Here is a 26041-nt window from a genome sequence, read left to right on the forward strand (position 1 = left end):
CAATCCAGAAACGCTAGCACAGGGGGCCATTGCGCAACCGATACACCCCGCAGGTTCAGAGGATCAGGCAAGTAATCCGGCGGAATGCGCAAGCCGCGTCAATCGATGCGCGGGTGTTGCTGGGCCAGGGTCTTGCGCTTGGCCTCCAGCTCGGCGATCTGCGCGTCGATGTCCTCGATCTTCTGTTCGATGTTGTCGTGGTGCTCCTGCAGCAGTTCACGGGCTTCGTCGATATCCGAGGCGGCTGGGGCGGCGCCACGCAGCGGGCGGTTGGCGGTCTCTTTCATGGTCAGGCCGGTGAGCAGGCCGATGAGCGCGATCACCATCAGGTAGTACGCCGGCATGTACAGGTTGTCGGTGGTTTCCACCAGCCAGGCGGCGAGGGTCGGGGTCAGGCCGGCGATCAGCACCGAGATGTTGAAGGCGCTGGCCAGGGCGCTGTAGCGGATGTGGGTGGGGAACATCGCCGGCAGGGTCGAGGCCATCACACCGATGAAGAAGTTCAGCAGCACGGCGAGGATCAACAAGCCGGCGAAGATCACCGCCAGCTTGCCGCTGGTGATCAGCATGAACGCCGGGATCGCCAGGGCGAACAGGCCGACGCTGCCGATGATGATGAACGGCTTGCGCCCCCACTTGTCGCTGAGCAGGCCGATGATCGGCTGCACGAACAGCATGCCGACCATGATCGCGATGATGATCAGCACGCCGTGGTCTTCGCTGTAGTGCAGGTTGTGCGAGAGGTAGCTGGGCATGTAGGTGAGCAGCATGTAGTAGGTGACGTTGGTGGCGATCACCACGCCGATGCAGGTCAGCAGGCTGCGCCAGTGCTGGGTTGCCACCTCCTTGAACGACACTTTCGGGCCGCTGGCCAGGCCTTCGCGGTCGCCTTGCTCGAGCTTGTCGACGTGTTGCTGGAACGCCGGGGTTTCTTCCAGGGCGTGGCGCAGGTACAGGCCGATCAGGCCCAGCGGCAGGGCCAGGAAGAACGGCAGGCGCCAGCCCCATTCGAGGAACTGTTCCTCGCCGAGAACCGTCGAGATCAGCACCACCACCCCGGCGCCGAGGACGAAACCGGCGATCGAGCCGAAGTCCAGCCAGCTGCCGAGGAAGCCGCGCTTGCGGTCCGGGGCGTACTCGGCGACGAAGATCGAGGCGCCGGTGTATTCACCGCCCACCGAGAAGCCCTGGGCCATCTTCGCCAGCAACAGCAGGATCGGCGCCCAGATGCCGATGCTGGCGTAGGAGGGGATCAGGCCGATGGCGAAGGTGCTCAGGGACATGATCACGATGGTCGCGGCCAGTACTTTCTGGCGCCCGTAGCGGTCGCCCAGGGCGCCGAAGAACAGCCCGCCCAGCGGGCGGATCAGGAAGGGCACGGAGAAGGTGGCCAGTGCCGCGATCATCTGCACGCCGGGGCTGGCGTTGGGGAAGAACACTTTGCCCAGGGCGAAGGCGACGAAGCCGTAGACGCCGAAGTCGAACCATTCCATCGCGTTGCCCAGGGCGGCGGCGGTGATGGCCTTGCGCATCTTGGCGTCGTCGACGATGGTGATGTCCTTCAAGCCGATGGGCTTGACGGGTTTTCTGCGTGATTTCATGGGCCGTTGTCCTTCGAGGCTTGGGGGCATGGCCATGGTTTGGCCAGCCTTGTACCTAGGGTCAGATACAACGGCGCGCTAAATAATTCCCTGTTGGATCATTCGTGTGCGGCACGGATGGCCCTGGCGCGGGGAAAACACGCTTCTAGCGGCCATCAGGCTAGCGATCAGAGCGTGCGTGACATCAGCCAGTGCTGCTGCCCCCAGGCCTCGAAGGGTTCCAGCGGTGCCCAGCCACGCTTGGCGTAGTAGGCGCTCTGGTCATGGGTGTGCAGGTAGAGCGTGGAGACCCCACTGCTGCGTGCATGGTCGCAGATGCCTTCGATCAGTTGTTCCGCCAGGCCTTGCCCTCGTGCTTGCGGGGTGACGAACACGCAGGCCAGCCACGGGCCAAGGTCGCCGCGCCCGGGCAGGTCGTCGCTGGCCAGGGCGGCGCTGCCCAGCAGGCGGTCGCCGTCCAGGGCCACCAGGCATTGCCATTGACCATTGTGCTGGCCTTCGGCGAATTCGCGTTGCCAGTCGGCAAGCGGCAGGTCTGCGTATTCATAATGGAACTGCTGGTGCAGCCACTGCGCGAGGGTATCGCTGTGGGCCATATGGTGTTTCAGCCAGTCCAGGCGGGGCATGGTGGTGTCCTTTTCGAGGGGGTATTCAGCTGTGATGTCGCGAGCATACACCAGGCATCTAACGCGCACTCGAGTTGCAAGTACATTCGAGGACGGTCGCTTCAATAGAGTGCAAATTTCAGCGCGATACGTCGGCGCGCGGACCCATTATTCGGCTTAGTTTCGGCGCTTTTCACCGCGGTAGAATCCTTTAGTGTGTTTCCAAGTTGCTGTGCACAGGCGGCATGCGACTAAAGTCCGGTGTCTACCGCTCGTGTCTAGAAGTACCGTTGGCTCAAACAGTCGGCAAGTTTGATTGTTGGACAATCTAGCGCGCCAGTCTCTCTGGCCTCTTAAACACGGGGTTCCGGGTGACCAGTTGGTCATGCCAGGCTTCGGGTGGTAATTGGCAGTCATTAACTTTTCCGTGAGCGTTGCAGTGAACAACGCTCAACTTTCTAAAGTTATTGCACGTGTGCCGATAACTCTCGGTAACCGTGCCGGGAAGTTCCAAGTACTGCGATTCTCGCTGTGCCTTTGCCTGCGAATGGGTGTTGTATGTCGTACCTGTCTGCTATTGATTGTCGTCGCGTTTCGCTGTGCGTCGTATTGACTTGCCTGTCTCTGGGCAACGTGCGTGCCGAGACGTTCGTGCCCGGCCAGGAAGTGTTGCGCCAACAGCAACAGCAACAACAGGATCTGCAGCAACTGCAGTTGGAACAACGCCGCCGGCAGCTGCAACGCGGTGCGTTCACGGGGCCGGATACTTCCGCGCAGGTCCCTCAGGTCGCGACCCCGGATACGCACTGCTGGCCGCTGGCCGGGGTGCGGGTGGGCGGTGTCACCCTGATCGACCGTGCCACCCTTGATGCGCGCATCGATCCGCTGGTGGCGGCGTGCATGGGCGTGGGGCAGATCAACCAGCTGCTGGCGAGTATCACCGCGCTGTACCTGGAAAAGGGCTATATCGCCAGCCGGCCCTACCTGAGCAGCGCGCCGGCGGCCGGGCAGTCGCTGGATATCCTGGTGGACGAAGGCTACCTGGAGGCCATCGAACTGGCCGACCAGCGCCTGCCGGTATCCCTGGCCGGGGCCTTCCCCGGCATGCTCGGCGAGCCGCTGAACCTGCGTGACCTGGAGCAAGGCCTGGACCAGCTCAACCGCCTGCGCTCGGTCGACCTGACCGCCGATATCGCCCCCGGTAGCCAGCCGGGCGCCTCGCGGATCATCCTGCGCCCGCGCAGCGCCGGGCAGCCACGGGTGGCCGTGGGCCTGGGCCTGGACAACCTTGGCAGCGCCAGCACCGGGCGCGACCGTCGCGTGCTCAGCCTGGGCCTGGACAACCCGCTGGCACTCAACGACCTGCTCAGCCTGTCGGCCAGCGATACCCTCAACCAGGGCGACCGTTACAGCCGCAACGCCAGCCTGTACTACGCGATCCCCTATGGCTACTGGACCTTCAGCCTGTTCGCCAGCCATGCCGAGTACCGCTCGCCGGTCAAGCTCAGCACGCTGACCCTGCATAGCCGCGGCATCACCGACCAGCTCAGCCTGCGCGGCGAGCGCGTGCTGTGGCGCGACCAGCGCCATCAACTGAGCGCCAGCCTGCAACTGGCGCACAAGGATGTCGACAGCGAGTTCGCCAAGGTGCGCCTGGACGTGCAGAGCCCGACGCTGACCGTGGCCGAGGCCGGGCTCAACCTGTTCTGGCTCGACCGCGCGGTGTGGAACCTGGACCTCAACTATGCCCAGGGGCTGCATGGGTTCGGTGCCGACGATGACGCTGATCGCCCGGTGCCCGACCTGCCCAGGGCGCAGTTCCACAAGTACCGCGCCGGGCTCAGCCAGTGGCGCAATGGCCAGTTGCTGGACCAGGCCTGGCAGTGGCAGAGCCAGCTCAACCTGCAGTACAGCCCCGACCCGCTGCCAGCCATCGAGCAGTTGCTCGGCACCGACGATTCGGCCGTGCGCGGCTACCGCATCAGCAGCCTGTCGGGTGCCAGTGGGGCGGTATGGCGCAACACCCTGCGCCTGCCGCTGCGGGCACAGGGGGCGTTGAGCGTCACCCCACGGCTGGGCCTGGACCACGGCTGGATCAAGGCCGACCACGGCGCCGCCAGCCAGCGCCTGAGCGGCGCGAGCCTGGGCGTGAACCTGGGCTGGAAGGCACTGCAGCTGGACCTCGACTACCAGCGCAGCCTCAACACGCCCCGCGGTTACCAGCGCGAGCCCGAAGTCTGGCTGTTGCGGGCCGCCGTGCAGATTTGAGTGCACCGATTCAGCAGTACCTACATGGAGAGTGACCTATGCCCAAAACCCCCTTTACCTTCAATTTGTCCCCGCAAGGCAAGCTGCGCTGGGCGATCGCCAGCCTGCTGCTGGCCACCAGCCTGCCCCAGGCGCTGGCCGGCGGCGTGGTGGTCGCCCCCGGGCCCGGGGGCACGGCGCAACTGCAGACCCAGGGCGGCGTGCCCATCGTCAATATCGTCGCCCCCAACGGCGCGGGCCTGTCGCATAACCAGTTCCTCGACTACAACGTCGACCGCCAGGGCCTGGTGCTCAACAACGCCCTGCAGGCCGGGCACTCGCAGCTGGCCGGCGAGCTGGCGGCCAACCCGCAGTTCCAGGGCCAGGCGGCGAGCGTGATCCTCAACGAAGTGGTCAGCCGCAACGCCTCCGCCATCAATGGCGCCCAGGAAATCTTCGGTCGTGCCGCCGACTACGTGCTGGCCAACCCCAACGGCATCTCGGTCAACGGCGCCAGCTTCATCAACGCGCCCAACGCCAGCCTGGTAGTGGGCCGGCCCGAGCTGGACGCGGGCAGGCTCAAGGCCCTGGGCACCCAGGATGCCAGCGGCCAGTTGCAGGTGCAGGGCGCTGGCGTGCGCAACGACGGCGGTTCGGTCAACCTGATCGCCCCGCGCATCGACAGCCAGGGCCGCCTGGATGCCCGGGACCAGCTCAACCTCACCGTGGGCCGCAACCAGGTGGATTACGCCAGCGGCCAGGTCAAGGTGCTCGACGGCGGCGCGGCCAGCGGCGAGCAGCGTATCGACGCCAGCCTGTTCGGCGCGATGCAGGCCGGGCGCATCAATATCGTCAGTACCGCGCAGGGTGCCGGGGTGCGGGTTGGGCAGGGGCAGATCGACGGCCGCGATGGCGTGCGCATCGACTCGGCGGGTGACCTGAACATCAGCGGCGCCGCCGTGGCCGACTCGCTGGAGGCGACCCGCGCGGGCGTGCGCAGCAGCCAGGGCGATGTGCAACTGCGTGGTGCCCAGGACCTGACCCTGGCCGCCGCCGACGTGGCCGGGCGCGACGTCAAGCTCGACGCCGGGCGCAACCTCACCCTGAGCACCGTGCAAAGCCGCAAGCTCCAGGAAAAACGCGAGAACTGGCGCAGCGGTGCACTGGGCATCGATTGGGAAACCTACCAGCGCACCCAGACCGACAGCGATACCCGCGAGCATGGGGTGCAGGTCGTGGCCCAGCGTGATGCTCGGGCGAATGCCGGCCAGGATCTCACCGTCAATGCCGCCAGCATCGAGGCGCCCGGCCAACTGAGCCTGAACAGCGGTGGCGACCTGCGCCTGACCGCCGCCACCGAACGCCAGGTCAACAGCGACCAGGGCAAGCACACCAAGGGCTTCTGGAAGGCCGACTGGGACAACCGTAGCGAAACCCAGCGCAGCGTCACCAGCCAGCTCAAGGGCGGCGATATCGAACTGCGGGCCAAGGCTTCGGTGCTGGCCGAAGGTGCCCAGCTGACCAGCGGCCAGGACATCCGCATCGCCGGCAAGCAGGTGCAGATCAGCAACGCCTCGCGCACCGACCAGCGCGACAACCAGAACCAGCAGAGCAAGTTCTTCGGCGTCAGCCACAACGAAGCCAAGCAGAACAGCCGCGAAAGCACCGCCGTGCGCAGCGAGCTGGTGGCCGGTGGCAGCGTCGGTCTGAACAGCGCCGAAGGCATCGAGGTGGTCGGCTCCACGGTCAAGGCCACCGGCGCGTTGAACGCCGACGCGGCGGGCGACCTGAAGGTCGCCTCGGCCCAGGATACCCGTGAGCACGGCAGCGCCAGCAGCAGCCGTGGCTTCGTCGCCTCGGCCAAGGAGACCGCGCCGGGCTCGGGGCAGTATCGCGCCGGTGTCGGCTATGCGAGCGATAGCCAGAGCGCCACTGGCAGCCAGGTCAGCCAGCAAGGTTCCAGCCTCAGCGGCAGCGAGGTTCAGCTGACCGCCGGCGCTGACCTGACCGTCAAGGGCGCAGCGGTGAAGTCCACCGCAGGCGATACCACCCTGACCGGCAAACAGGTTTCGCTGCTGGCCGAGCAGGACAGCCGCAGCGAGTCTCGCGACAGCAGCCACACCGGGGGTGGCGTCTACCTCACCGCCGGCCTCGACCGTGCCGGCGCCGGGGTCGACTTCGCCCATGGCACCCAGCAGGACGCCTCGAGCAGCAGCACTGCCAAGACCACTGGCATCGACAGCGCCGGCAGCTTGACCATCAAGGCTGACACCCTGGCCAGCGAAGGCGCGCAGGTCAACAGCGCCGGCACCCTCAGCGTCAGCGCCAACCAGGTGGACAACCGCGCGGCTCGCGACACCAGCAGCAGCAGCCACCAGCAGAGCAGCTGGACGGCGGATGTCGGCGTCAATGTCGAGTACAAGGACATCGCCCGGCCGATCGCCGGGGTGGTCAAGGATGTGGTGGACGGCAAGGTGTCGGTGAAGGACGCGCTCGACGGCAAGCTGCCGCTGGGCGACGTCAAGGACGTGCTTGCCGGCAAGACCTCGCTGACCGACGCCCTGGGCAAGCTCGGCACGCCGAACCTGGGCGTCGACCTGGCCGTGGGCCATGCCAGCCAGCAGCAGGGCGAGCAGACCGGGACCGCGGTGGTCAGCCAGTTCAACGGCCAGAACGTCCAGCTGGACGTGGCCGGTGCGCTGAAGGACCAGGGCACCCGGTACAACGCCAACGGCGGCGCGCTGGACGTCAAGGCGGGTTCGCTGCAGGCCGATGCAGCCAGCAACACCCACAGCCGTAGCGAGCAGCAGGTGAATGCCGATGTATCCGCCCGGGTCTACACCAAGACCGGTGAGGACCTGAATGTGACCGCCAGTGGTTCGGGTGGGAGCAAGAGCCTGGCCGAAGACCGTTCCACTGCCGTGGTCGGCACCTTCAGTGGCAATCAGGGCCTGAACATCCAGGTCGGTGGCGATGCCCGCTTCGAAGGCAGCCGCCTCGACGGTGGCCAGGGCGCGGTGGCCGTGAACACCGGCGGCAAGCTGGCCCTGGAGCAGGTCAGCAACCATGAGCGTCGCGACACCAGCAGCCTCGGTGGCAGCGGCTCGCTGACCGTGGGCACCTTGCCGGTGGGCGACAAGGTCGACCTGGGCGCAGGGTTGCAACTCGACCATGCCGGCGAACACAGTGTCGACAGCAAGGCCCAGGTGGCGAGCATCAGCGGCATCGGCCCGGTACGACTGGGCAGTGGTGGCGACCAGACCTTGCAAGGTACGCGCATCGACACGGCGGGCCCGGTCGAACTCAAGGCCGGTGGCGCTCTCGACCTGCAGGCCGCCAGCGACACCCGGACCGTCAGCGGCAACCACCTGGGTGGCGGCCTCAATCTCGGCGGCAAGGCTGCCACCGGCGAGCAGGGCCGCGACTTGAGCGGCAAGCTGGGCGGTAACTTCAATGTGGGCCAGACCAACGAACGCTCGCAGACCCTGAGCGGTGGCCAGCTGAACAGCCACGCCAATGTGGACCTGGCAGGCCAGTCGGTGCATCTGCAGGGCACGCAGGTCGCAGCTAGGGGCGTCAACGTCGGCGCAGGCGAGGGTGGCCTGGCGCTGGAGTCGGCGCAGTCCACCCAGAGCCGCAGCAACTGGGGCGTCGAGCTGAAGGCCGGCGGCAACCTGAGCCGCAATACCCCGGCCGACGCCGGCCAGCAGGCCACGGCGTCCCATGACTTCGACCTCGGCGGCAAGGTGCACGTGGACTATCTGCAGGGCACCACCCAGCAGAACAGCCGGATCGCCGCCGACACGGTGGCGTTGAACAGCACCGGCGCTGCGCAACTGAGCGGCGCCCGTGTCGAAGGCCAGCACATTGGCGGCAAGCTCGACGGCGGCCTTAGCGTCCAGGAGCGTCAGGACACCACCACCTCGGTGCGTCTCGACCTGGGCGCCGGCCTTGTCGGCAAGCCAGGCGAGGCCAAGGAGGGCGAAGCCAAGCCCGCTTTCGGCTACACGCCGTCGTTCAATGCCCAGGGCGAGTTCGTGCGCAAGGCCGGGGTCCAGGAAACGTCGCAGATCACGGCGCAGCGCGAGCTGGGGCTGCAGGTCAAGGGCGTGGAGCAGGGCGGGAACACGGTCGGGGCCGAGGTGAAACCGCTCGGTTACCAGGTCAAGGCGACCCTCGACCTGCCCAAGCTGCCTGAAGCCGGCCTGCCCAGCGTGTCGCTGGATGACGGCAAGCTGAAAGTCGGGCCGGTGACGGTCGAAGGTCAGCTTGACGGCCTGACCAACAAGGGCTGACGGGGCCCGCCTCATGCCCCCAGCCTGAAGAGAGACTACGTGGGAGCGGGCTAGCCCCGCGATCACCGGCAAAGCCGGTGCCATGCACCGCACCGCCTGAATCGCGGGGCAAGCCCGCTCCCACGTAGCGCTCGTCATGTTCTACTCCCTGCAAGCGGGCTAGTCCCGTCTTGCAGGATTGTCCGATCCCACCCCCTTCGCTGTCCGCCATTGCCCTGAACAGCCTGCCTGTCCCAGCCTTACTGTTGCCCCCTACCCACCACAAGAAAACGCCGTGCCCAAGCACGGTAGAAGAGGGGAGCACCATGCCGCTTTTTCCACCGCTGCCGTGCGCAGCCGCCCTGACCACCCTGGCCCTGCTGCTCGGCGGTTGCCGGGACGACAGCAAGCCCGCCGCCACCCAGGCCGCCCCTGCGGACCCTGCCCTGGCCACGCTCTATGCCAGCACCTGCAAGACCTGCCACGCCAACCCGGCTTCCGGTGCCCCCCTGGCCGGTGACACTGAGGCCTGGGCGCCACGCCTTGCCCAGGGTACGGATCGCCTGCTCGACCACAGCATCAACGGCTACCAGGGCATGCCACCCATGGGTCAGTGCATGCAGTGCTCCGAGGCACAGTTCCTGGCCCTGATCGGCTACATGGCCGGCCAGCCCCTTCACTGAACGCAAGGTATCCTCATGGCGATCCACCTTTCTCGACGCCGCTGGCTGCAACAGGCGGGCGCGGCCTGCGCCTTGCTGGCGCTGTCCGGCAACCCGGCGCTGGCACAGCTGTTGCGCGCGCCACGGCTGATTCCCTGGCGCAACTGGTCCGGCGCGCAAAGCTGCCTGCCCGAGGCGCGGCTGGCGCCGCAGAGCCTGGACGAGCTGGTCCAGGTCATCGGCCAGGCCACCGGCAAAGTACGCGCGGTCGGCTCGGGGCATTCCTTCAGCGCCCTGGTGCCAACCGACGGCACCCTGGTGTCGCTCGGTCACTTCAGCGGCCTGCTCGATCACGATCCCGCCACGCTGCAGGCCGAGTTCGCCGCTGGCACGCCGATGGCGTCGATGGGCGCGGCGCTCAAGGCGGTCGGCCAGGCGCTGCCGAACATGGCCGACATCGATTACCAGACCCTGGCTGGCGCGATCGCCACCTCGACCCATGGCACCGGTGTGGGCTTCGGTTCGTACTCTTCACGGGTCAGCGGCCTGCAACTGGTCACGGCCAGCGGTGAAGTGCTCGACTGCGACAGCCGCCGGCACCCTGAAGTGTTCGCTGCGGCGCGGGTGTCCCTCGGCGCATTGGGCGTGACCACGCGGATCCGCCTGCAGAACCGCGAGGCCTTCCGCCTGCGCGAGCGGCAGTGGATCGCCCGTACCGACGAATTGCTGGAGGAGGTGGAAAAGAACACACGCGAAAACCAGCACTGGGAAATGCTGGTGATCACCCACTCCGACTACGCGCTGTCCATCGCCCTCAACGAAACCGATGATGCACCGACCGCCGCCCGGGACCCGGCGAGTGAAGGCGGCAATGAGTTCGTCAGCCTGATCGAGAAGCTCGACAAGTACGGCAGTGACTTTCCTGCCGCGCGGCGGGCGTTGCTCAACAGCCTGCGGCATGTCGCCAGCTTCGACGAGCGGGTCGATGACTCGTACGCGATCTTTGCCAATGTGCGCAACGTGCGTTTCAACGAGATGGAGTACTCGGTGCCCGCCGAGCAGGGGTCGGCCTGCCTGCGGGAGATCCTCGCGCTGATCCGCGAGCGCGACCTGCGCACCTGGTTCCCCATCGAGTACCGCTACGTCAAGGCCGACGATATCCCGCTGAGCATGTTCGAAGGGCGCGACAGCTGTTCGATCTCGGTACACCAGCACTACAGCATGGACCACCACAATTTCTTCGCCGCCATCGAACCGATCTTCTGGAAGTACGCCGGGCGCCCGCACTGGGGCAAGCTGCACACCCTCAATGCGCGCACCCTGCAGCCGTTGTATCCGCGCTGGAAGGACTTTACCGAGGTGCGCCAGGCGCTTGACCCGACCGGCAAGTTCCTCAATGCCCACCTGGCTTCGATCCTGGGCGTGGCCTGAGCACAAGGAGATCTACATGAACAGACGCAGATTTCTGGTTGGCGCCGCCGGTGCCGGTGTGCTGCTGGCCGCCGCCGGTGCCTGGCTACGCCCCGGTGCACAGGGCGCGCCGCACAGCGACTACTTCGCCAGGCTGCAGCGCGAACTGCGCGAGCACGGGCCGATGCGCCCGGTGATGCTGATCGACCTCGACCGCCTGGACCACAACATCGACGTGGTGACCCAGTCGGTGCGCCGCGCCGGCAAGCACCTGCGCCTGGTGGAAAAGTCGCTGCCTTCGCCGCAGTTGCTCGACTACATCGCACGGCGCGCCGGCACCGGCCGCTTGATGTCCTTCCACCAGCCGTTCCTCAACCATGACGCCGTGCGCTTTGCCGAGGCCGACATCCTGCTTGGCAAACCGTTGCCGGTGCGTTCGGCGCAGCTGTTCTACGAAGCGCACCGCGGCGCTTTCGATCCGGCCAGGCAGCTGCAATGGTTGCTCGACACCCCCGAGCGCCTGCAACAGTACCTGGCGCTGGCTCAGGGGTTGGGCACGCGGCTGCGGATCAATATCGAGCTGGATGTCGGCCTGCACCGTGGCGGGGTAAAGGACGCGGCGGAGCTGGAGCGGATGCTCGCCATCATCGCCGCCAACCCCCGGCACCTGACCTTCGCCGGCTTCATGGGCTACGACCCCTTTGTCGGCATGGGTGTGCCGGGCATCCTGGGGTCGCCCGAGGCGCTGTTCGCCAAGGTCATGGGCGCGTACGACGGTTTCGTCGAGCATGCCCGTAGCCGCTACCCCGGGCTGTGGCGCACGGACCTGACGCTCAACACTGCCGGCAGCCCGAGCTATCGCATGCACGAGCACGAGCGCACCAGCAGCGAGGTGTCGGTGGGCTCGGCATTGCTCAAGCCCAGCCACTATGACCTGCCGTCGCTGCAGGAGCACCTGCCGGCGGCCTACATCGCCACGCCGGTGATCAAGCGCACGGGGGCGGTGCAGATCCCGGCACTGGACGGCAAGTCGGCGTTGTTCGCCTGGTGGGACCCGAATCAGCGCGAGACCTTCTTCATCTACGGCGGTAACTGGCTGGCCGAACCGGAGTCGCCCAGGGGCCTGCGTTTCAACGGCCTGTACGGGCGCAGTTCCAACCAGGAAATGCTCAATGGCTCGGCCGCGGTCGGGCTGCAGGTCGACGACCAGGTGTTCCTGCGACCGACCCAGTCCGAGGCGATCCTGCTGCAGTTCGGCGACCTGCTGGCGGTGCGCGACGGGCGGATCGTAGAGAGGTGGCCGGTGTATGCGTGAGTCATTTGAGATTGAGCGCCGCCCGCGCGGCGCTCGATCTCGAGAGCACTGCAAGACTATCGCCTTGCACTTCGAAGCAGCATCACAAACTGAACGGCAAGCTCAGCTTGACCCACAGCATCTCGCCCTCCGGCCTGTTCTGTACCGCGAACTCCTTGGCCCAGCGCGCCTCGATGCTGGCGTACTCGAGGAAGGTGTAATGCAGCGCCGGGCCGATGGCGAACACCTGGCCACGCACACCGTCGTCAACATCCTCTCCCATGAAACTCACGGTTCGGCCGAACTGCTTGTCGTCAGTGGTCTGCTTTACGTAGTAGCCATTGACCCCAAGGCGCAGGTTATCGGTCACCCGGTAGCTGGCCGAATAGTCGAAGTGGAACAGCTGGCCCGAGCGGTAGTCGGTGTCGTGATTCTCTTCATTGAAGCTGTAGGTAGCCTTGACTGACAGCTCGCTGCGTTCACTGGGCAGCCAGGTCGCCGACAACAGAGGCTTGTAGGTGTAGAAGTTGTTGCTGGTGTTGGCCAGGCGCGTGGCTTCGTAGTCGCCGGTGGGCAGGGTGATCTCCAGCGCCGCGCCCAGGGTCAGGTGTGGGCCGAGGTCCCAGAGGATGATCGGCGCGACGGTGACATCGCCCTGGCTCTCGTGGCGGCTGCGCTGGCCGAACATCGCCACCTGCTGGCGCATGTAGGGCTGCGCCACGTAGCCGCCGAGCCGACCGCCGAACAGGCGCAGCGGGCTGAGATAGTCCAGCCGCGGGATGATCGCGTCGGAGGTGATCTTCACCTGCGGGACCTTGCCACCGAGCGAGCTGATATCCAGCTTCCGCGCCTGGTAGTGGTTGTAGTACAGGTTGAAGGCGAACATGTGCTCCGGTAATTGATCGACGTTCAGCGGCAGGACGAAGAAACCGTCGGTGCCGGGGCCGATGTTGTCGACACCGTTCTCGGTGGCGTGGGCCGGGAGTGCGAGGCTGGCGCTGAGCATGCAGGCGGCTGCCGGGAGCAGCCAGGGGCGGCGGGTCGGGGTCATGGTCGGGCTCGTTCTTGTTGTTGTGGGCGAGCGGCGTCGGCCGCCCTATACAAATAAGCGCTGGCCGCTCGGGGATGCAGGGCCGTGCCGGCCAGCCAGGGGGGCTTTGCCGGACACTCTGCAATATTTTGTTACTCTCGCCGCCAGGGCCTTCTCCTGCGCGATATGATGACGGCGCCGAGCGCAGCCCCCGACAACAAGAACCCAGGCGTCTCGGTTCGGGAGTCGTCGCCATGCCCCATACCCCCCTCGACCCGCAGCTGGACCAGGCGCTGGCCTCGCCTTTCATGTTGCAGACGTTGATCCAGCTCGCCAGCGACCGGGGCCTTGACGGCGAGCGGCTGTGTCGCGGCCTGGGCTTCACCCCCGGCGAGCTGCAGGACCCGGCCCAGCGCATCGCCTTCCGCCAGGCGGTGACGCTGATCCGCCGCACCCTGGAGGCGCTGCCCGGGCAGGGGCTGGGGTTATGGGTCGGGCATCGCAACGTGCTGGGTACCCTGGGCCTGCTGGGGCATGTGCTGTCGCTGTGCCGGACCCTGCGCGATGCCTTCGAGGTGGGCGCGCGCTACCAGCACACCAGCGGCGGCATCGCGGTATACAGCCTGCATGAGGGCGAGCGGGAGACCTTCGTCGAGGTCGAATGCCGGTTGCCCTACGCCGATATCCAGGTGTTCGCGGTGGAAGAGTTCTTCGCCAGCCTGATGGTCTACAGCCGGGCGCTGATCGGCACCGGCTTTGCGCCGCTGCGCCTGGAGTTCACCCATGCCGCGCCGGCCTACCTGGAGACCTACACTTGCCTGTTGGGCCCTGAGGTGGCGTTCGGTTGCCTGCACAACCGCATGGTGATCGCCAGCCACTGGCTGGACCAGCCCTTGCCGGGCCATCAGCCCGTGGCCTTGCGCCAGGCACTCACGCTGCTGGAGATGGAATGCGCGCCGCTGCAGCACAAGGCCAGCCTGCTGCAGACCGTGGAGCGCGCCATCGCCCGCGACCTGCCCCAGGGCTGCCGTATCGATAGCGTCGCCGCTGACCTGAACATGAGCAGCCGCACCCTGCGCCGGCACCTGAACGAGCACGGCATGACCTTCGACGGCTTGCAGGAGCAGGTGCGCCAGGCGCGGGCGATGAGCCTGCTGGGCAACCCGCGGATGGCCATCGAGCGCATCGCCGAGACGCTGGGTTACAGCGATGTGCGCGGCTTTCGCCGGGCGTTCAAGCGCTGGACCGGGCTAAGCCCGTCGGCCTGGCGCGAAAGCCCTCCTTAGGCGACGACCTCGCTCAGACCGCCGAAAACACCGACCCGGTGATCCGTTCGCTCAACAGCTCCAGAACCCGCAACCCCACCAACGAGTTGCCCGAGGCATTCAGCGCCGGCGACCACACGCAGATGCTGTAGCGCCCCGGCACCACCGCGACGATACCGCCGCCCACACCGCTCTTGCCCGGCAGGCCGACCCGGTAGGCGAAATTGCCAGCCTCGTCATACAGCCCGCTGGTGGCCATGATCGCGTTCACCTGCTGCGCCTGGCGTGGGCTGAGTACCTGCTCGCCGCTGTGCGGGCAGTAGCCGCTGTTGGCCAGGAAGGCAAAGCCACGGGCCACATCGGCGCAGCTCATCGACAGCGCGCAGTGGTGGAAGTAGCTGCGCAGCACCGCGTCGACATCGTTGTGGAAGTTGCCGAAGGCCTGCATCAGGTAGGCCATGGCCGCATTGCGCGCGCGGTGCTGGTATTCCGACTCGGCCACCACCGTGTCGCTGACGATGCGCGGGTTGGCCGCCAGGCGGCGGACGAAGTCGCGCATCGACAGGGTAGGTGTGGCATAGCGTGATTGGTTGATGTCGCAGATCACCAGCGCCCCGGCATTGATGAACGGGTTGCGCGGCCGGCCCTTTTCCACCTCCAGCTGCACCAGCGAGTTGAACGCCTGCCCCGAAGGCTCGTAGCCCAGTCGCGACCAGATGTCCTCGCCGCTGTGATTGATCGCCTGCACCAGGCTGAACACCTTGGAGATGCTCTGGATCGAGAACGGCGTGCGCGCATCCCCGGCGCAGTGCAACTGGCCGTCCAGGCTCTGCACGGCGATGCCCAGCTGGTTGGGGTCGACCTGGGCGAGGGCGGGAATGTACTGCGCCACCTGGCCCTGGACGAGCAGGGGGCGGACGTGGTCGAGGATCTCTTGCAGGAGTGCTTGCATCGGAAAACCTGGTGCGGAGGAAAGACGCGTTCGAAAACGTTCAGGTAGACGATGGCCGCTGGCTGCGGAGCACATCTGCCCGAGTCGACTCCTGTGATGATGCGTAACCTGCAGGCGCAGGCTTGCCCCGCGCCTGCAGTGACCGCATTTTACGCGTTGGAGGTTGCCTCGAACGCCGCAGCATATTGCACGCTGCCGTGCGGCACATCACCGCTGAAGGCCAGGGCCTGGAAGTACTCGGCAGGCACGCCCGGCAAGGTCAGGCCCGGTTGGGCCTTGAAGCCGAAGCGGGCATAGTAGCGCGGGTCGCCCAGTACCACGCAGCCCTGGCCTCCCAGCCCATGCAACCGGGCCTGCGCGGCATTGATCAGCGCTGAGCCGATGCCTTGCCCCTGGCGCGCCGGCGACACCGAGACCGGCCCGAGGCCGAACCAGCCGCTGGCGCCCGACGACAGGGTGACCGGGGAAATCGCCACATGGCCGACGACGGTGCCGGCCTCCACGGCCACCAGCGAGACCGTGAGCTGTCCAGCCCGACGCAGCGCCGTGACGATGAACTGCTCGGTGTGGCTGCTGTGCTCGGCTTCGGCGAAGGCGGCTTCGGTCAATTGGCCGATGGCATCGATGTCCTCGGGGCGTTCGTCGCGCAGGGCGATGCCATTGTCCAGGTGCCTGCGCGTGTCGGCGTCGATCAGGCCGCGCAGGGCCTCGAACAGCGGCGTGGCGGCGGTGTAGCGCTTGCCGTAGTTGAGGTTGAAGGCGTAGTCGAAGCCCGGCGGGTTACGGCCCTGGTTGTGCTGCAACAGGGTCTCCAGCTTGTCCAGGGCCTTGACCGCCTGGGCCTCTGCCGACGTCGCGGCTTCGTAGTCTTCCCACAGCCCCATGATCTCCTCGCGCAGGGGCGCATCCAGGCTCGACATCAGGTGCAGCAGGTCGTCGCGCTCCTGTTGGCTCTTGTCGGGGAAGCCCTGCTTGCTGACGGCGGGCACGTCGCCACTGATGGCCTCGCCGAGGTCGTGGACCAGGCACATCTTCAGGACCTTGAGCAGGTCGAGGTCGCCCAGTTCGTCGGCGAAGGTGATGGCCATCAGGCACAGCCGCCAGGTGTGCTCGGCGGTGCTTTCGGCACGGCCGCTGGAGGTATGGGCGCTGCGCAGCACGCTCTTGAGTTGTTCGGCCTGGCGCAGGAAGTCCAGGCGGTTCTGCAGTTTTTCGATGTTCATGGTGACTCCATGTCCTGGGGCGGGTTCAGCGTGTCTGCATGATGAACAGATGATACCCGTACTCGCCCAGGTAGTTTTGGTGGATCTCGAGTTCGCGCCGGATGTCGGCCAGGGCCTGGGAGGCGAACGTTTCGTTTGCCAGGGCGGCCACGCGCTCGCGCAGCGGCTCCAGATAGTTGGCCCAGGCCTGCGCGCTCAAAGGCAAGTGCAGCAGGCAGCGATAGCCTTGGCGGGTGATGGCGGCCAGGCGAGTGTCGACGCTTTGCAGGTCCGGGTAGGCGGCTTGCCAGAAGGCCTCGGCCGCTGGCGCTAGCCTGTCGGCCACTCGCACCAGGTCGCTGACCACCAGGCAACCCTGGGGTTTGATGAAGGTGCGCCAGTACGCCAGGGCGTTGTCGAAGCCCATGATGTAGGCGCAGCCCTCGGCCCAGATCGTGTCGAAGCGCTGGGGGGCGAATGGCAGCTGGGTCATGCTTGCGCACAGCGGCGTGACGCGCTCCAGCAGGCCGCTGGCGGCCAGGGTTTCCCGCAGGCAGCCGAGGCTGTGTTCGTCGTTGTCCAGCGCGGTGATCTGCGCCTGGCTGTGTTCGGCCAACAGCACGCTGGTGGCGCCACGGCCGCAGCCGATGTCCAGCAATGTCGCGGGCGGGCGGGGCAGGGCGCGCAACGCTTTCAGCGAATCCTGCGCCGAGCCTGGCCCAAGGTGCCTCAGGCCTTCGACAATGCATTCGAAGTCGGCCATGTAGTGTTCGTGCTGGTTCATGTCGCGCGATAGCCATTTCAGGCGCAGGGCCTGTTTTTCACTGAAACCCTGCCTGCGCAACCACGCCAGGTGGGCGCCGGGTGCCTGCTGCTCGAGGGCCTGGTGCCAGGGGCGCATGGACGACAACCCAAGCATGGCCGCGAGCAGTTCACGCGAACGCTGGCGGGCGGCGATCTCTTCGTCGAGGCTGCGCAGGCGTTCGAGCAGGGCTGGCCGGTCGAGTCGCGCCTCCAGACACGCCTGGCACTCCTTCAGGCTCAGGCCGCCAGCCTGCAGTTGCTGCAACAGGCGCAACTGCTGCAGGTCCTGCTCATGGTAGAGGCGATAACCATTGGCCTGGCGCCGTGAGGTGACCAGCCCGAGTTTCTCGTAGTAGAGCAGCGTGGAGCGGCTGAGGCCCACCTTCGCCGCCAGTTCGGAAATGCGATACACCTGTCTTCCCCTCATGCAATGGGGCGATGATGAACCCTGAAGTTATAGACAGGTAAAGCGAATTTCCACAGAGGGTATCCTGATTCAGCGCCACGCCCGTTGCCTGGCCAGCACCGATGCCGGCGTTTCCCCCACCAACTCGGTATACAGGGCCGGCGCGGTGGCCCCTTCGGTGCTGATCAGCAATACCCTCGAATCGCCCCCGAGGCCCACCTGGGCCGCCAACGCAGGCGTCGCCATCAACCGCATCAACCCTGCCAGCCCGGCCACCGCCGACTCACCCGCCAGCAACGGAATGTCCCGGGCACTGCCTTGCGCCAGGCGCTGCATCGTCGCGACGGCATCGGTGTCGCTCAGGGTCATGAAGAAGTCGACGCTCGGCTGCAGGAATCGCCATGCCAGTGGTGAGGTTTCACCGCAGGCCAGCCCGGCCATCAGCGAGTCCACCGAGCCGCTGGCTGCACGGGGCAGGCCGGCCATGGCGCTTTGCAGCAGGCAGTCGGCCTGCTCCGGTTCGACCAGGATGAAGGTCGGGCGCTGCTCACCCAACAGCTCCCACAGGTAGCTGACAATGCCCGCCGCCAAGCCACCCACGCCGCCTTGCAGGAACACATGGGTGAAGGCTGGATCCTGTGCACTGGCCTCGACCAGTTCGGCGGCGAGGGTTGCGTAACCCTGCATCACGTCACCGGGGACCTGTTCGTAGCCATCGTAGGACGTGTCTGAAACCACCTGCCAGCCGTGGGCCTGGGCCAAGGCTGCGGCGTGCGCCACCGAGGCGTCGTAGTTGCCCTCGACCCTCATGATCTGCGCGCCGTAGGCGGCAATAGCCTGTTCGCGCTCCACGCTGACATGGGCGTGCAGGACGATGACGCAGCGGCAGCCCACGCTCTGCGCGGCGGCGGCCAGGGCACGGCCATGGTTGCCGTCGGTGGCGCTGACCACGCTGAAGCCGGCCAGCTGGCTGGCGTGCCGGCCGGCGAACAGGTCGGCGGCGGTCAAGCCTTGCCCGGGGAAGGTGCGCAGGATCAGGCGCACCAGGGCGATGGGCGCCCCCAATGCCTTGAAACTGCCCAGGGGGGAGCGCACCGATTCGTCCTTGACCCGCACCTGGCCGACACCCAGTTCCGCGGCCAGGTCCGGCAGGTCGTAGAGAGGTGTGCCCGTGGCACGCAGTTGTGGCCAGTGCGCCAGCCATTGGCGGCTTTCGTTCGCCTGGCGGATGTTCATCAGGGCTTGCAGGGCGCGAGGGTAGGGCGTGCGGGTGGCGTCGGGGTTGGCGAAAAGCATGTGATTCTCCAATAGGCAGAGCAACAGGGCGGCGATCAGCGTGTGGGGTTCAGCCGTGTGGCGACCACGTCCAGCAACACCCGCGCGCCGTCAAGCAACTGGGCGTCGTCGGTATGCTCGCGGGGGTTGTGGCTGATACCGCCCTGGCTGGGTACGAAGATCATCGCTGCCGGGGCGATGCGCGCGATCATCTGCGCGTCGTGCCCGGCGCCTGAGGTCATGCGCCGATGGCTCAGGCCCAGGCGCCGGGCGCTGGCCTCGATGGCGTTGGCCAGCGTGGCGTCGAATGTCACCGGCTGGAAACGCACCAACTGCTCGGTTGCGACGGCGACCCCTTCAGCTTCGGCAAGCGCTCGGAGTATCCGCGCCAGGTGCGCCTCGGCCTGTTGCAGGCGCTGTTCGTCCGGGTCGCGCAGGTCGACAGTAAAGGTGGCGCGGCGTGGGATCACATTGATCACGTCGGGCTCGAAACGCATGCAGCCGGTGGTGGCCAGTGTCGTGCCGCTATCCCTGGCCAGGCGCCGCAGCTCGGTGACCGCGGCGCAGGCGACGAAGCCTGCGTCGTGGCGCAACCGGGTCGGGGTGGTGCCGGCATGGTTGGCGTTGCCTGTTACCGTCACCTGCTGCCAGGAGATCCCTTGCAGGTTCTCGACCACCCCGATCTGCGTTTGCTCGGCTTCCAGTAGCGGTCCCTGTTCGATATGCAGCTCGAGGTATTCGTGGGGCATGATCGCCCCAGGCTCCATGTCGCCGGCGTAGCCGATGCGTTGCAGCTCGTCACCCAGGCGTGTGCCATCGGTGCCGAGGGTGTCCAGCGCTGCCTGCAGCGCGAGCCCGCCGGCATGCACCAGCGAGCCCATCATGTCCGGCTGGTAGCGCACGCCTTCCTCGTTGCTGAAGGCCGCCACGCTGATCGAGCGTGCGGGCGTCACGCCGGCCTCACGGTAGGCCCGCTGTACCGCCAGCCCGGCCAGTACGCCGTAGCAGCCGTCCAGGGCGCCGGCATTGGTGACGCTGTCGATATGCGAGCCGATCATCAGTGGCGCGGCATCGCCGGGGGCGCGCAGCGTGCCGAAGATATTACCGATGCGATCGATAGCGACTTCCAGTTCGAGCTCGCGCATCCAGGCAACCAGTTGGTCGCGGCCGGCCTTGTCGGCGTCGGTGAGGGCGATGCGCGTGCGGCCTCCGTTCTGCGCATCGGCGCCGATCTCGCCCAGAGCACGGATCTGTTCTAGCAGTTTTGGGCCGTTCAGGTGCAGTTTGCTCATGCGCTTCTCCAGGGCCTCGTTCATACGGTGTGGGCGAAATGATATTTGCTTGAGGTGAACTGAAAGATTGATTTTCAGGCGAAAAGCGTAATCTCATTGCAGTCGCATACGCCTGACAGGACCCCACTTACATGAGCCTTGACCCCTTCGACCGCGCACTGCTCGACGCCGTGCAGCGTGATGCCAGCACTTCCCAGGTCGACCTTGGCGTGCAGGTGAACCTGTCGTCGGCTGCGGTAAACCGTCGGCTGAAGAAACTCACCCAGGACGGCGTGATCCAGCGCACCGTGGCCCAGGTCGACCCGGTGGCACTGGGTTACACGCTGACGGTGATCACCGAAGTGGAGGTGGAGAACGAGCGGCTCGACCTGCTCGACGCCATGAAGCGCACCTTCATGGCCTGCCCGCAGGTGCAGCAGTGCTATTACGTGGCGGGGGCATGCGACTTCGTGCTGATCATGCTGGTGCGGGACATGGCGCAGTACACCCAGTTGACGCGGGAGCTGTTCTTCCAGAGCAACAATGTGAAGCGCTTCAAGACGCTGGTGTCGATGAGCAATGTGAAGACCGGCTTGCAGGTGCCGGCGACCTGAGACGGGCTCAGGCCACGCCGATCTCATCCATGAACTCGTCCAGGAACGACGCCAGCCGTTCATGCCGCAGCATGGCTAGCCGAGCCCCTTCGACGGTCTGGAACCCTGAGGCGAGCTTTAGCAGCTTGGTGTGGAAATGCTCGATGGCGTACCGGTTGTCCTGGTGCTCCCGCCCTTCGGCGGTGGGGTTCTCGACGTCGTACAGTGACGAGCCCATGCGGCCTGCGACATAGAAACAACGGGCGACGCCCACCGCGCCGAGGGCATCGAGGCGGTCGCTGTCCTGGAGGATCCTCGCCTCCAGGCTCAGTGGTGCGATGCCCGCCGAGAAACTGTGGGTCTGCACCGCATGGGCTACCTGTTCGACGCGTGCCGATGGCCAGCCCATATCGGTGAGGATCGCGGCGGCCCGCTCGGCCGAGAGCGTCGAGGCCTGGCTGCGCAGAGGCGAGTTCTTCTCCACCGCCACGCAGTCGTGCAGCACGGTGGCGGCGAGCAGCACTTCAAGGTCGCCACCTTCCTTGGCCTGGATGCGCCGAACGTTGCTCCACACCCGCTGCACATGGGCGAGATCGTGGGAGCCGTCGGTACAGGCGCCGGGCAGGCAGCGCAGCAGTTCGTCTGCCAGAGGCTGCAGGGGAAAGAACGGCGCGTTGGCCATCGCGTGTGCTCCATCGATCAGGGGAGGGACCGAACATCGGTTCGGCGCGGCAACGGTACACCAATCGTCGCTGGCGCGGGCAGTGCGTGCGGTCAGCGGCAACACAGGCAACCGCTGATCAGCGGTTGATCGGGGTCGTTTTCCAGAAAGGTGACCATGACTTGCATGCCTGTGTGCGGTAGCGTGCTCGCACAGCGCCAACTGGAGGACGCACTCAGCCAGCAACTGCTCTTGTCGTCGAACCAGTCTTCGCGGTCCCAAGGGAACTTGACCTGGATCTTTGCCAGGCGCCGGTCACGCTGGGACATCTCGTCTTCCACCGCGATGACGACAGCAGTCTGGTTGCCGGGCAGCTCAGGTTTGCGGTGAGTCAACGGCTGACGGTACGGCGCATCCCAGGGAATAGCCATGAAGTGGTTGCGGTATCCCTGAGCAACGTCATCCACCTGGTCAGTGGCGCCGCGCTCACCGGCTACCCGTGGTTGCCTGCCCTGGTGAATGACCCGCGTCAGCAGCCACGGTGCGTTGCACGTCTGGCGCGGATGCCCGCAAATATCCAGCACATGGCCACTGGCCAAATGGGTCTGGGCACTTTGCCCTTCAGCTTGATGATCCGCCAGGCTACGAAAATCGAGGGGGTTGTCGCCGTCCTGGGTGCAGGCGGCGGGTTGCCCCAGCCTGGGGAACACCGCCTGGTCATCACCGAACACCAGCACATGGCCCTGGGCACTGTGCTGGAAATGGAAGTGGATGCCTTCTTCCTCGCACAGGCGCTGAATGAAGTGCAAATCCGTTTCGTCGTATTGGGTGCAGTAGTCGCGCTCGGGGTAGTTCGAGCCTAGATGAAACCGATAAGCGTCGCCGACGATCCCGTGCTCTTCCAAGATCAAGGCAACAATGTTCGGTACCGAGAACTGTTCATAGATTCTCTGGTTGATGCGGTGGCGCAAGTAGGACAGGTGCGGTACCAGGGCCATGCTGTAGTGCTTCGAGCATTGTGCATTACCGCTATGAGCGATGTGGTAGACCCGGCCATGAATGCCGTTGCCCTTGTTGTCGAAAGACAGGAAAGCCTCACGGTCGAAGAGGCTTTCGAGGTCCAGGTCAGCCCGCTCGGCGACAAGCTCCACATTGAAGAAGAACGGCCTGCCGATCGCCTCCTCACCGTTGAACGCGAGCACGTGGAAAGCGTGATCGATGCTGTCGATCGTCAAGCTGAAGTGGGTTTGCTGGGCTGGGCTGAACATCCACTGTTCTCTTTTCAAGGTCGAGCTCAATTGAGCAACAGGCATTGGCGTGCAGCGTGCTGCACGCCAATGGACGCGATCAAGGGCTAGCATGGGGCAGCAGACACTATTACTTCAGGTCACACACCGCTCTTCACTTTGGTCCAGACCCGGGTGCGGATCCGTTCCAGTTTCAACGGCAGTGGCTCGAGTGGAATCAGCGTGGATATCGTCGTGGCGTCCGGGTAGATCCAGGGATTGTCGCGCAGCTTCTGCTCGACAAACGCGGTGGCGTCTTTGTTGGCGTTGGGGTACAGCGTGTGGTTCGAGGTCTTGGCAATGACTTCTGGCCGCAGCATGTAGTTGATGAACGCCATGCCTTCCTTGGGGTGAGGCGCGTCTTTGAGCAGTACCAGGTTCTCCGACCAGACCAGCGCGCCCTCGCGCGGCAGGCTGTAGGAAATCCGCCGCCCGGTGTTGGTCTTTTCGTTTATGGCCTGCGCGGCAAGGGCACCATTGGCCCAACCGACAACCGCGCAGATATTGCCGTCAGCAAGGTCGGTGTCGATTCGTGAGGAATCGAAGTAGAGGACGTAAGGGCGGATCTTCAACAGCAGCGCCTGGGCCTTCTGATAGTCGTCCGGGTTCTTGCTGTTGCTGGGCAGCCCCAGGTAATGCAAGGCAATCGAGATGATCTCGCTGGGGGAATCGAGCATCGCCACGCCGCAGGATTTCAGCTTGCTGATGTTCTCTTCCTTGAAGATCAGGTCCCAGCTGTCCACCGGCGCCTGTTCACCCAATGCTGCTTTGACTTTGTCGACGTCATAGCCGATGCCAGTGGTGCCCCACAGGTAGGGCACCGCGTAACGATTGCCAGGGTCGTTGACCGCAACCTGCGCCAGCAGCGCAGGGTCGATATGCGCCAGGTTGCTCAGTTGCTCACGGTCCAAGGGCTGCAGTACGCCCGCCTGGATCAGGCTGGGCAACACATTGGAGGTGGCCACGACCACGTCATACCCCGTGCGCCCGGCCATTACCTTGCTCTGCATGATGTCGGCGCTGTCGAACGCATCCATGCGCATCCGCGTGCCGGTTGCCTGCTCGAAGGCCTTGGGCGTCTCTGGCGCGAGCAGCCCGAACCAGTTGTACAGGTGCATGCCGGGCTGGGCCGCGGCCACCGAGGTGCTGATTGCCGCACCGAGCAGCGAGGCGGCAAAAAGGGTTCGCAAACGTGACGTTCTCATGCAACATCCTTATCGAAACGATGTATCTTCTGGCCCGTCCTGGGCCCAGACAGCGACTATACCGGGCAGGCCGGGATAGTAAATACCTCCGATTACGTAGCGCTGACCTGCTAATGCCTAACCCAAAAGGGGTAGAAAATGCCGTTCGACCTTCATGGCCTGGCGTGGCACCGTTCGATCGGCAAGCTGATCATGCAGCTGGACCGCCCCGCGTTCTGGAGTTCGTTGGTGCGGGTACTGAATGAGTACGTGCAGATCGACAACTGGGTGGTGCTGATCTTCAGCCAGCAGCAGGTGGAGGTAGTGGCCCTTCCGGAAGTGGCGGATGCGCAGGAGGTCGATGCGTTCATTCATCGCTATGTGAAGGGGCTTTACCTGCTGGACCCGTTTTATATCGCCAATCGGGAAAACCCGCAGAGTGGCTTCTTTCATCTGCTGGACATAGCGCCGGAATACTTTGTCGAGACGGAATACTATCAGCAGTATTTTGCTCATTATATTTCGGCGGATGAAGTCCAATACAATGTCCAGCTCGACCCCGATAGAACATTGTGCATGTCCATCGGCAGCAAGGTACGTTTCAGCCAGGAACAAATTACCCTGCTCGATATCATCAAGCCCTGGGTGACTGCGCTCATGCACCAGCGCATGGCCTTTGAAGTCGACGCCAACGAACACCTCGCCGAACCACTGTCATGGCCGGAAACGGTTGCGCAGCTGGCCACGCAGATCACCTCGCGCGAGAGCGATGTGCTCAGGTTGTTGCTCAGTGGCTTCTCCAACAAGGAAGTGGCCGGCAAGCTGGCGCTCTCGGTGGAGACCATCAAGGTTCATCGGCGTAACCTCTACGCCAAGTTGAATGTCAGGTCACAATCCGAATTGTTCGCCCGGTTTCTCTTGCCAAAGCAGGACGCTCTTTCTGCGCGGTGAGGTCAGTTGTTGGGCCAGATGTTGATCACCAGTGTCCGTTCTATTTCAGAGCGCGTACTGGGCGATACCGTTGCCGAACGACCAGTTCTCCTTGCGCACTTCGACCAGGTTGATGAACACGTCCTGCGGGCGCACCCCGGCCTCGCGTTCGAAGCCTTCGGCGATCGCCTGGTACAGCGCCTTCTTCTGCTCCAGGGTGCGGCCTTCGCTGAGGGTGATCTGGATGAACACCTGGCCGTCGGAGCGCTGGATGCCAAGGTACTGTGGGTCGAACACCAGGCGATCACCGTCGTGCTCGGTCAGGACCTGGAAGTTGTCGTGCTCGGGGACATTGATCGTGCGCCGCAGGCAGGCGTAGACGATCTGGCCAAGCGTGCGCAGGTGAGTCGGGTCGGGGTGGCGCTTGATGTCGATGCGTACCAGGGGCATGTGGACTCCTTGGGCGGTGCCAGGCGAGACGCAGAAGCTGGTAGGGCAAGATCGGGGCAGGGCAGAGCCCGGCATGGCGCCGGGCTCTTGAAGGTATTACTGAGGCAACTTCTTGTGGGCGCGTTCGCTGGCGTTATTGAAGACCTCGATCAGTCTTTTCGCCAGTGCGTCTTCGATTGCCGCGGCGGTGAGCAGGCCCTGGGTGAAGCCGATACCCTGGTCCTTGGCGACCGCCAGTTGCTGGCTGTCCTCCGCTTCGGCCAGGTCGCCCAGGTATTGGGCTGCGCGGAAGGCGTAGCGCTCGGGGAGGGTCAGCTGTTCAAGCTCCTTCAACGAGAGGGCGAACTGGCTGGCGGCGGCGGGTTTCAGGCTGAGGTGCTCGAACTGGAGCAGGCTCAGGCGATCGGTAGTCAAGGCGAATCTCCGTTTCTTTGCGGGAATACCCGGTTACTGTCCTGCCTTTTGCCGGTCAGCGCAAGGGTGGCCAGGGCGGTGGCGCGAAAAGAATTGCCCAGGCGCGCTCGCGGGAGCCGCGTGTGCCAAGCGCTGCGCAGGGAGGGGGCCAGGGCGCATCCTCTGCTTGGCGTGCATGCTAAAACGTTCTAGCCTTCGCATTTTGCTCAATTGCCGTAAGGATTA

21 protein-coding genes and 1 pseudogene are annotated in these 26041 nt (G+C 65.3%); 8 read left to right on the forward strand and 14 right to left on the reverse strand.

Going from position 1 to position 26041, the window contains the following annotated elements; genetic code table 11:
- Positions 1-98: 98 nt before the first annotated feature.
- Both proP and ABZO33_RS05755 read right to left on the reverse strand, forming a co-directional pair.
- The gene (gene proP / locus ABZO33_RS05750) at positions 99-1601 is read right to left on the reverse strand and encodes a glycine betaine/L-proline transporter ProP (protein ID WP_414535208.1); all 1503 of its coding nucleotides are present in this window, start codon (positions 1599-1601) and stop codon (positions 99-101) included.
- A gap of 167 nt (positions 1602-1768) precedes the next feature.
- A complete protein-coding gene (locus ABZO33_RS05755; protein WP_414535209.1) occupies positions 1769-2227 on the reverse strand; it encodes a GNAT family N-acetyltransferase in 459 nt (152 codons plus the stop codon).
- 537 nt (positions 2228-2764) lie between these two features.
- Here ABZO33_RS05755 and ABZO33_RS05760 point away from each other — a divergent pair.
- From ABZO33_RS05760 to ABZO33_RS05780, 5 genes are all read left to right on the forward strand, one after another.
- Complete coding sequence (locus ABZO33_RS05760; protein WP_414535210.1) at positions 2765-4474, forward strand: ShlB/FhaC/HecB family hemolysin secretion/activation protein; 1710 nt, start codon at positions 2765-2767, stop codon at positions 4472-4474.
- Positions 4475-4512: 38 nt separating this feature from the next.
- The gene (locus ABZO33_RS05765) at positions 4513-8748 is read left to right on the forward strand and encodes a hemagglutinin repeat-containing protein (RefSeq protein ID WP_414535211.1); all 4236 of its coding nucleotides are present in this window, start codon (positions 4513-4515) and stop codon (positions 8746-8748) included.
- Positions 8749-9053: 305 nt separating this feature from the next.
- Positions 9054-9410 (forward strand): c-type cytochrome, encoded by a 357-nt coding sequence (locus tag ABZO33_RS05770; RefSeq protein ID WP_414535212.1) that lies wholly within the window; start codon positions 9054-9056, stop codon positions 9408-9410.
- Between the two features lie 81 nt (positions 9411-9491).
- Positions 9492-10820, forward strand: a complete 1329-nt coding sequence (locus tag ABZO33_RS05775; protein ID WP_414535675.1) for a D-arabinono-1,4-lactone oxidase — start codon at positions 9492-9494, stop codon at positions 10818-10820.
- A 16-nt stretch (positions 10821-10836) separates the two neighbouring features.
- Complete coding sequence (locus ABZO33_RS05780) at positions 10837-12114, forward strand: DSD1 family PLP-dependent enzyme (RefSeq protein ID WP_414535213.1); 1278 nt, start codon at positions 10837-10839, stop codon at positions 12112-12114.
- 82 nt (positions 12115-12196) lie between these two features.
- Here the strand turns inward: ABZO33_RS05780 and ABZO33_RS05785 are convergent, their stop codons facing one another.
- The gene (locus tag ABZO33_RS05785) at positions 12197-13099 is read right to left on the reverse strand and encodes a transporter (RefSeq protein WP_414535676.1); all 903 of its coding nucleotides are present in this window, start codon (positions 13097-13099) and stop codon (positions 12197-12199) included.
- 278 nt (positions 13100-13377) lie between these two features.
- Here ABZO33_RS05785 and ABZO33_RS05790 point away from each other — a divergent pair, with 278 nt between their 5' ends.
- Positions 13378-14409 (forward strand): AraC family transcriptional regulator, encoded by a 1032-nt coding sequence (locus ABZO33_RS05790; protein WP_414535214.1) that lies wholly within the window; start codon positions 13378-13380, stop codon positions 14407-14409.
- Between the two features lie 13 nt (positions 14410-14422).
- On the opposite strand, the gene glsB is transcribed toward ABZO33_RS05790, so the two are convergent.
- From glsB to ABZO33_RS05820, 6 genes and pseudogenes are all read right to left on the reverse strand, one after another.
- Positions 14423-15340, reverse strand: coding sequence for a glutaminase B (glsB, locus tag ABZO33_RS05795; protein ID WP_102683362.1), 918 nt, complete (start codon positions 15338-15340; stop codon positions 14423-14425).
- Positions 15341-15489: 149 nt separating this feature from the next.
- Positions 15490-15996: a GNAT family N-acetyltransferase gene (locus ABZO33_RS05800; protein WP_414535677.1), complete on the reverse strand. Its 507-nt coding sequence runs from the start codon at positions 15994-15996 to the stop codon at positions 15490-15492.
- Positions 15997-16005: 9 nt separating this feature from the next.
- A pseudogene (locus ABZO33_RS05805) lies at positions 16006-16563 on the reverse strand (HD domain-containing protein); the annotation flags it as partial.
- 25 nt (positions 16564-16588) lie between these two features.
- Positions 16589-17758, reverse strand: a complete 1170-nt coding sequence (locus tag ABZO33_RS05810) for a MerR family transcriptional regulator (protein ID WP_414535215.1) — start codon at positions 17756-17758, stop codon at positions 16589-16591.
- Positions 17759-17842: 84 nt separating this feature from the next.
- A complete protein-coding gene (locus tag ABZO33_RS05815; protein ID WP_414535216.1) occupies positions 17843-19048 on the reverse strand; it encodes a diaminopropionate ammonia-lyase in 1206 nt (401 codons plus the stop codon).
- 35 nt (positions 19049-19083) lie between these two features.
- On the reverse strand, positions 19084-20319 hold the full coding sequence (locus ABZO33_RS05820) for a Zn-dependent hydrolase (protein ID WP_414535217.1): 1236 nt from the start codon (positions 20317-20319) through the stop codon (positions 19084-19086).
- Positions 20320-20450: 131 nt separating this feature from the next.
- Here ABZO33_RS05820 and ABZO33_RS05825 point away from each other — a divergent pair, with 131 nt between their 5' ends.
- The gene (locus ABZO33_RS05825) at positions 20451-20912 is read left to right on the forward strand and encodes an Lrp/AsnC family transcriptional regulator (protein WP_414535218.1); all 462 of its coding nucleotides are present in this window, start codon (positions 20451-20453) and stop codon (positions 20910-20912) included.
- A gap of 7 nt (positions 20913-20919) precedes the next feature.
- Here ABZO33_RS05825 and ABZO33_RS05830 read toward each other — a convergent pair whose 3' ends face one another.
- The 3 genes from ABZO33_RS05830 to ABZO33_RS05840 all read right to left on the reverse strand — a co-directional run bounded on the left by ABZO33_RS05830 (position 20920) and on the right by ABZO33_RS05840 (position 24043).
- Positions 20920-21573: an HD domain-containing protein gene (locus ABZO33_RS05830; RefSeq protein ID WP_414535219.1), complete on the reverse strand. Its 654-nt coding sequence runs from the start codon at positions 21571-21573 to the stop codon at positions 20920-20922.
- 92 nt (positions 21574-21665) lie between these two features.
- Positions 21666-22820, reverse strand: coding sequence for a type VI secretion system tip protein TssI/VgrG (tssI, locus tag ABZO33_RS05835; protein WP_414535220.1), 1155 nt, complete (start codon positions 22818-22820; stop codon positions 21666-21668).
- Between the two features lie 119 nt (positions 22821-22939).
- The gene (locus ABZO33_RS05840; RefSeq protein ID WP_414535221.1) at positions 22940-24043 is read right to left on the reverse strand and encodes a polyamine ABC transporter substrate-binding protein; all 1104 of its coding nucleotides are present in this window, start codon (positions 24041-24043) and stop codon (positions 22940-22942) included.
- A 138-nt stretch (positions 24044-24181) separates the two neighbouring features.
- Between ABZO33_RS05840 and ABZO33_RS05845 the strand changes: the two genes are divergently transcribed.
- Positions 24182-24973 (forward strand): response regulator transcription factor, encoded by a 792-nt coding sequence (locus ABZO33_RS05845; RefSeq protein ID WP_414535222.1) that lies wholly within the window; start codon positions 24182-24184, stop codon positions 24971-24973.
- Between the two features lie 45 nt (positions 24974-25018).
- Here the strand turns inward: ABZO33_RS05845 and ABZO33_RS05850 are convergent, their stop codons facing one another.
- Positions 25019-25402, reverse strand: coding sequence for a tautomerase family protein (locus ABZO33_RS05850; RefSeq protein WP_023632461.1), 384 nt, complete (start codon positions 25400-25402; stop codon positions 25019-25021).
- A 96-nt stretch (positions 25403-25498) separates the two neighbouring features.
- On the reverse strand, positions 25499-25816 hold the full coding sequence (locus ABZO33_RS05855) for a hypothetical protein (RefSeq protein ID WP_414535223.1): 318 nt from the start codon (positions 25814-25816) through the stop codon (positions 25499-25501).
- Positions 25817-26041 lie beyond the last annotated feature (225 nt).

It is taken from the genome of Pseudomonas sp. CAM1A (assembly GCF_047501685.1).
Classification (GTDB): Bacteria; Pseudomonadota; Gammaproteobacteria; order Pseudomonadales; family Pseudomonadaceae; genus Aquipseudomonas.

Excerpts from the sequence above, each read along its gene's own strand:
- glsB (WP_102683362.1), bottom strand. The coding sequence starts at position 15,340 with ATGCAAGCACTCCTGCAAGAGATCCTCGACCACGTCCGCCCCCTGCTC.
- ABZO33_RS05770 (WP_414535212.1), top strand. The coding sequence starts at position 9,054 with ATGCCGCTTTTTCCACCGCTGCCGTGCGCAGCCGCCCTGACCACCCTG.
- ABZO33_RS05850 (WP_023632461.1), bottom strand. The coding sequence starts at position 25,402 with ATGCCCCTGGTACGCATCGACATCAAGCGCCACCCCGACCCGACTCAC.
- ABZO33_RS05840 (WP_414535221.1), bottom strand. The coding sequence starts at position 24,043 with ATGAGAACGTCACGTTTGCGAACCCTTTTTGCCGCCTCGCTGCTCGGT.
- ABZO33_RS05760 (WP_414535210.1), top strand. The coding sequence starts at position 2,765 with ATGTCGTACCTGTCTGCTATTGATTGTCGTCGCGTTTCGCTGTGCGTC.
- ABZO33_RS05830 (WP_414535219.1), bottom strand. The coding sequence starts at position 21,573 with ATGGCCAACGCGCCGTTCTTTCCCCTGCAGCCTCTGGCAGACGAACTG.
- ABZO33_RS05845 (WP_414535222.1), top strand. The coding sequence starts at position 24,182 with ATGCCGTTCGACCTTCATGGCCTGGCGTGGCACCGTTCGATCGGCAAG.
- ABZO33_RS05815 (WP_414535216.1), bottom strand. The coding sequence starts at position 19,048 with ATGCTTTTCGCCAACCCCGACGCCACCCGCACGCCCTACCCTCGCGCC.
- ABZO33_RS05755 (WP_414535209.1), bottom strand. The coding sequence starts at position 2,227 with ATGCCCCGCCTGGACTGGCTGAAACACCATATGGCCCACAGCGATACC.
- ABZO33_RS05825 (WP_414535218.1), top strand. The coding sequence starts at position 20,451 with ATGAGCCTTGACCCCTTCGACCGCGCACTGCTCGACGCCGTGCAGCGT.
- ABZO33_RS05780 (WP_414535213.1), top strand. The coding sequence starts at position 10,837 with ATGAACAGACGCAGATTTCTGGTTGGCGCCGCCGGTGCCGGTGTGCTG.
- ABZO33_RS05765 (WP_414535211.1), top strand. The coding sequence starts at position 4,513 with ATGCCCAAAACCCCCTTTACCTTCAATTTGTCCCCGCAAGGCAAGCTG.
- ABZO33_RS05785 (WP_414535676.1), bottom strand. The coding sequence starts at position 13,099 with ATGCTCAGCGCCAGCCTCGCACTCCCGGCCCACGCCACCGAGAACGGT.
- ABZO33_RS05790 (WP_414535214.1), top strand. The coding sequence starts at position 13,378 with ATGCCCCATACCCCCCTCGACCCGCAGCTGGACCAGGCGCTGGCCTCG.
- ABZO33_RS05820 (WP_414535217.1), bottom strand. The coding sequence starts at position 20,319 with ATGAGCAAACTGCACCTGAACGGCCCAAAACTGCTAGAACAGATCCGT.
- tssI (WP_414535220.1), bottom strand. The coding sequence starts at position 22,820 with ATGTTCAGCCCAGCCCAGCAAACCCACTTCAGCTTGACGATCGACAGC.
- proP (WP_414535208.1), bottom strand. The coding sequence starts at position 1,601 with ATGAAATCACGCAGAAAACCCGTCAAGCCCATCGGCTTGAAGGACATC.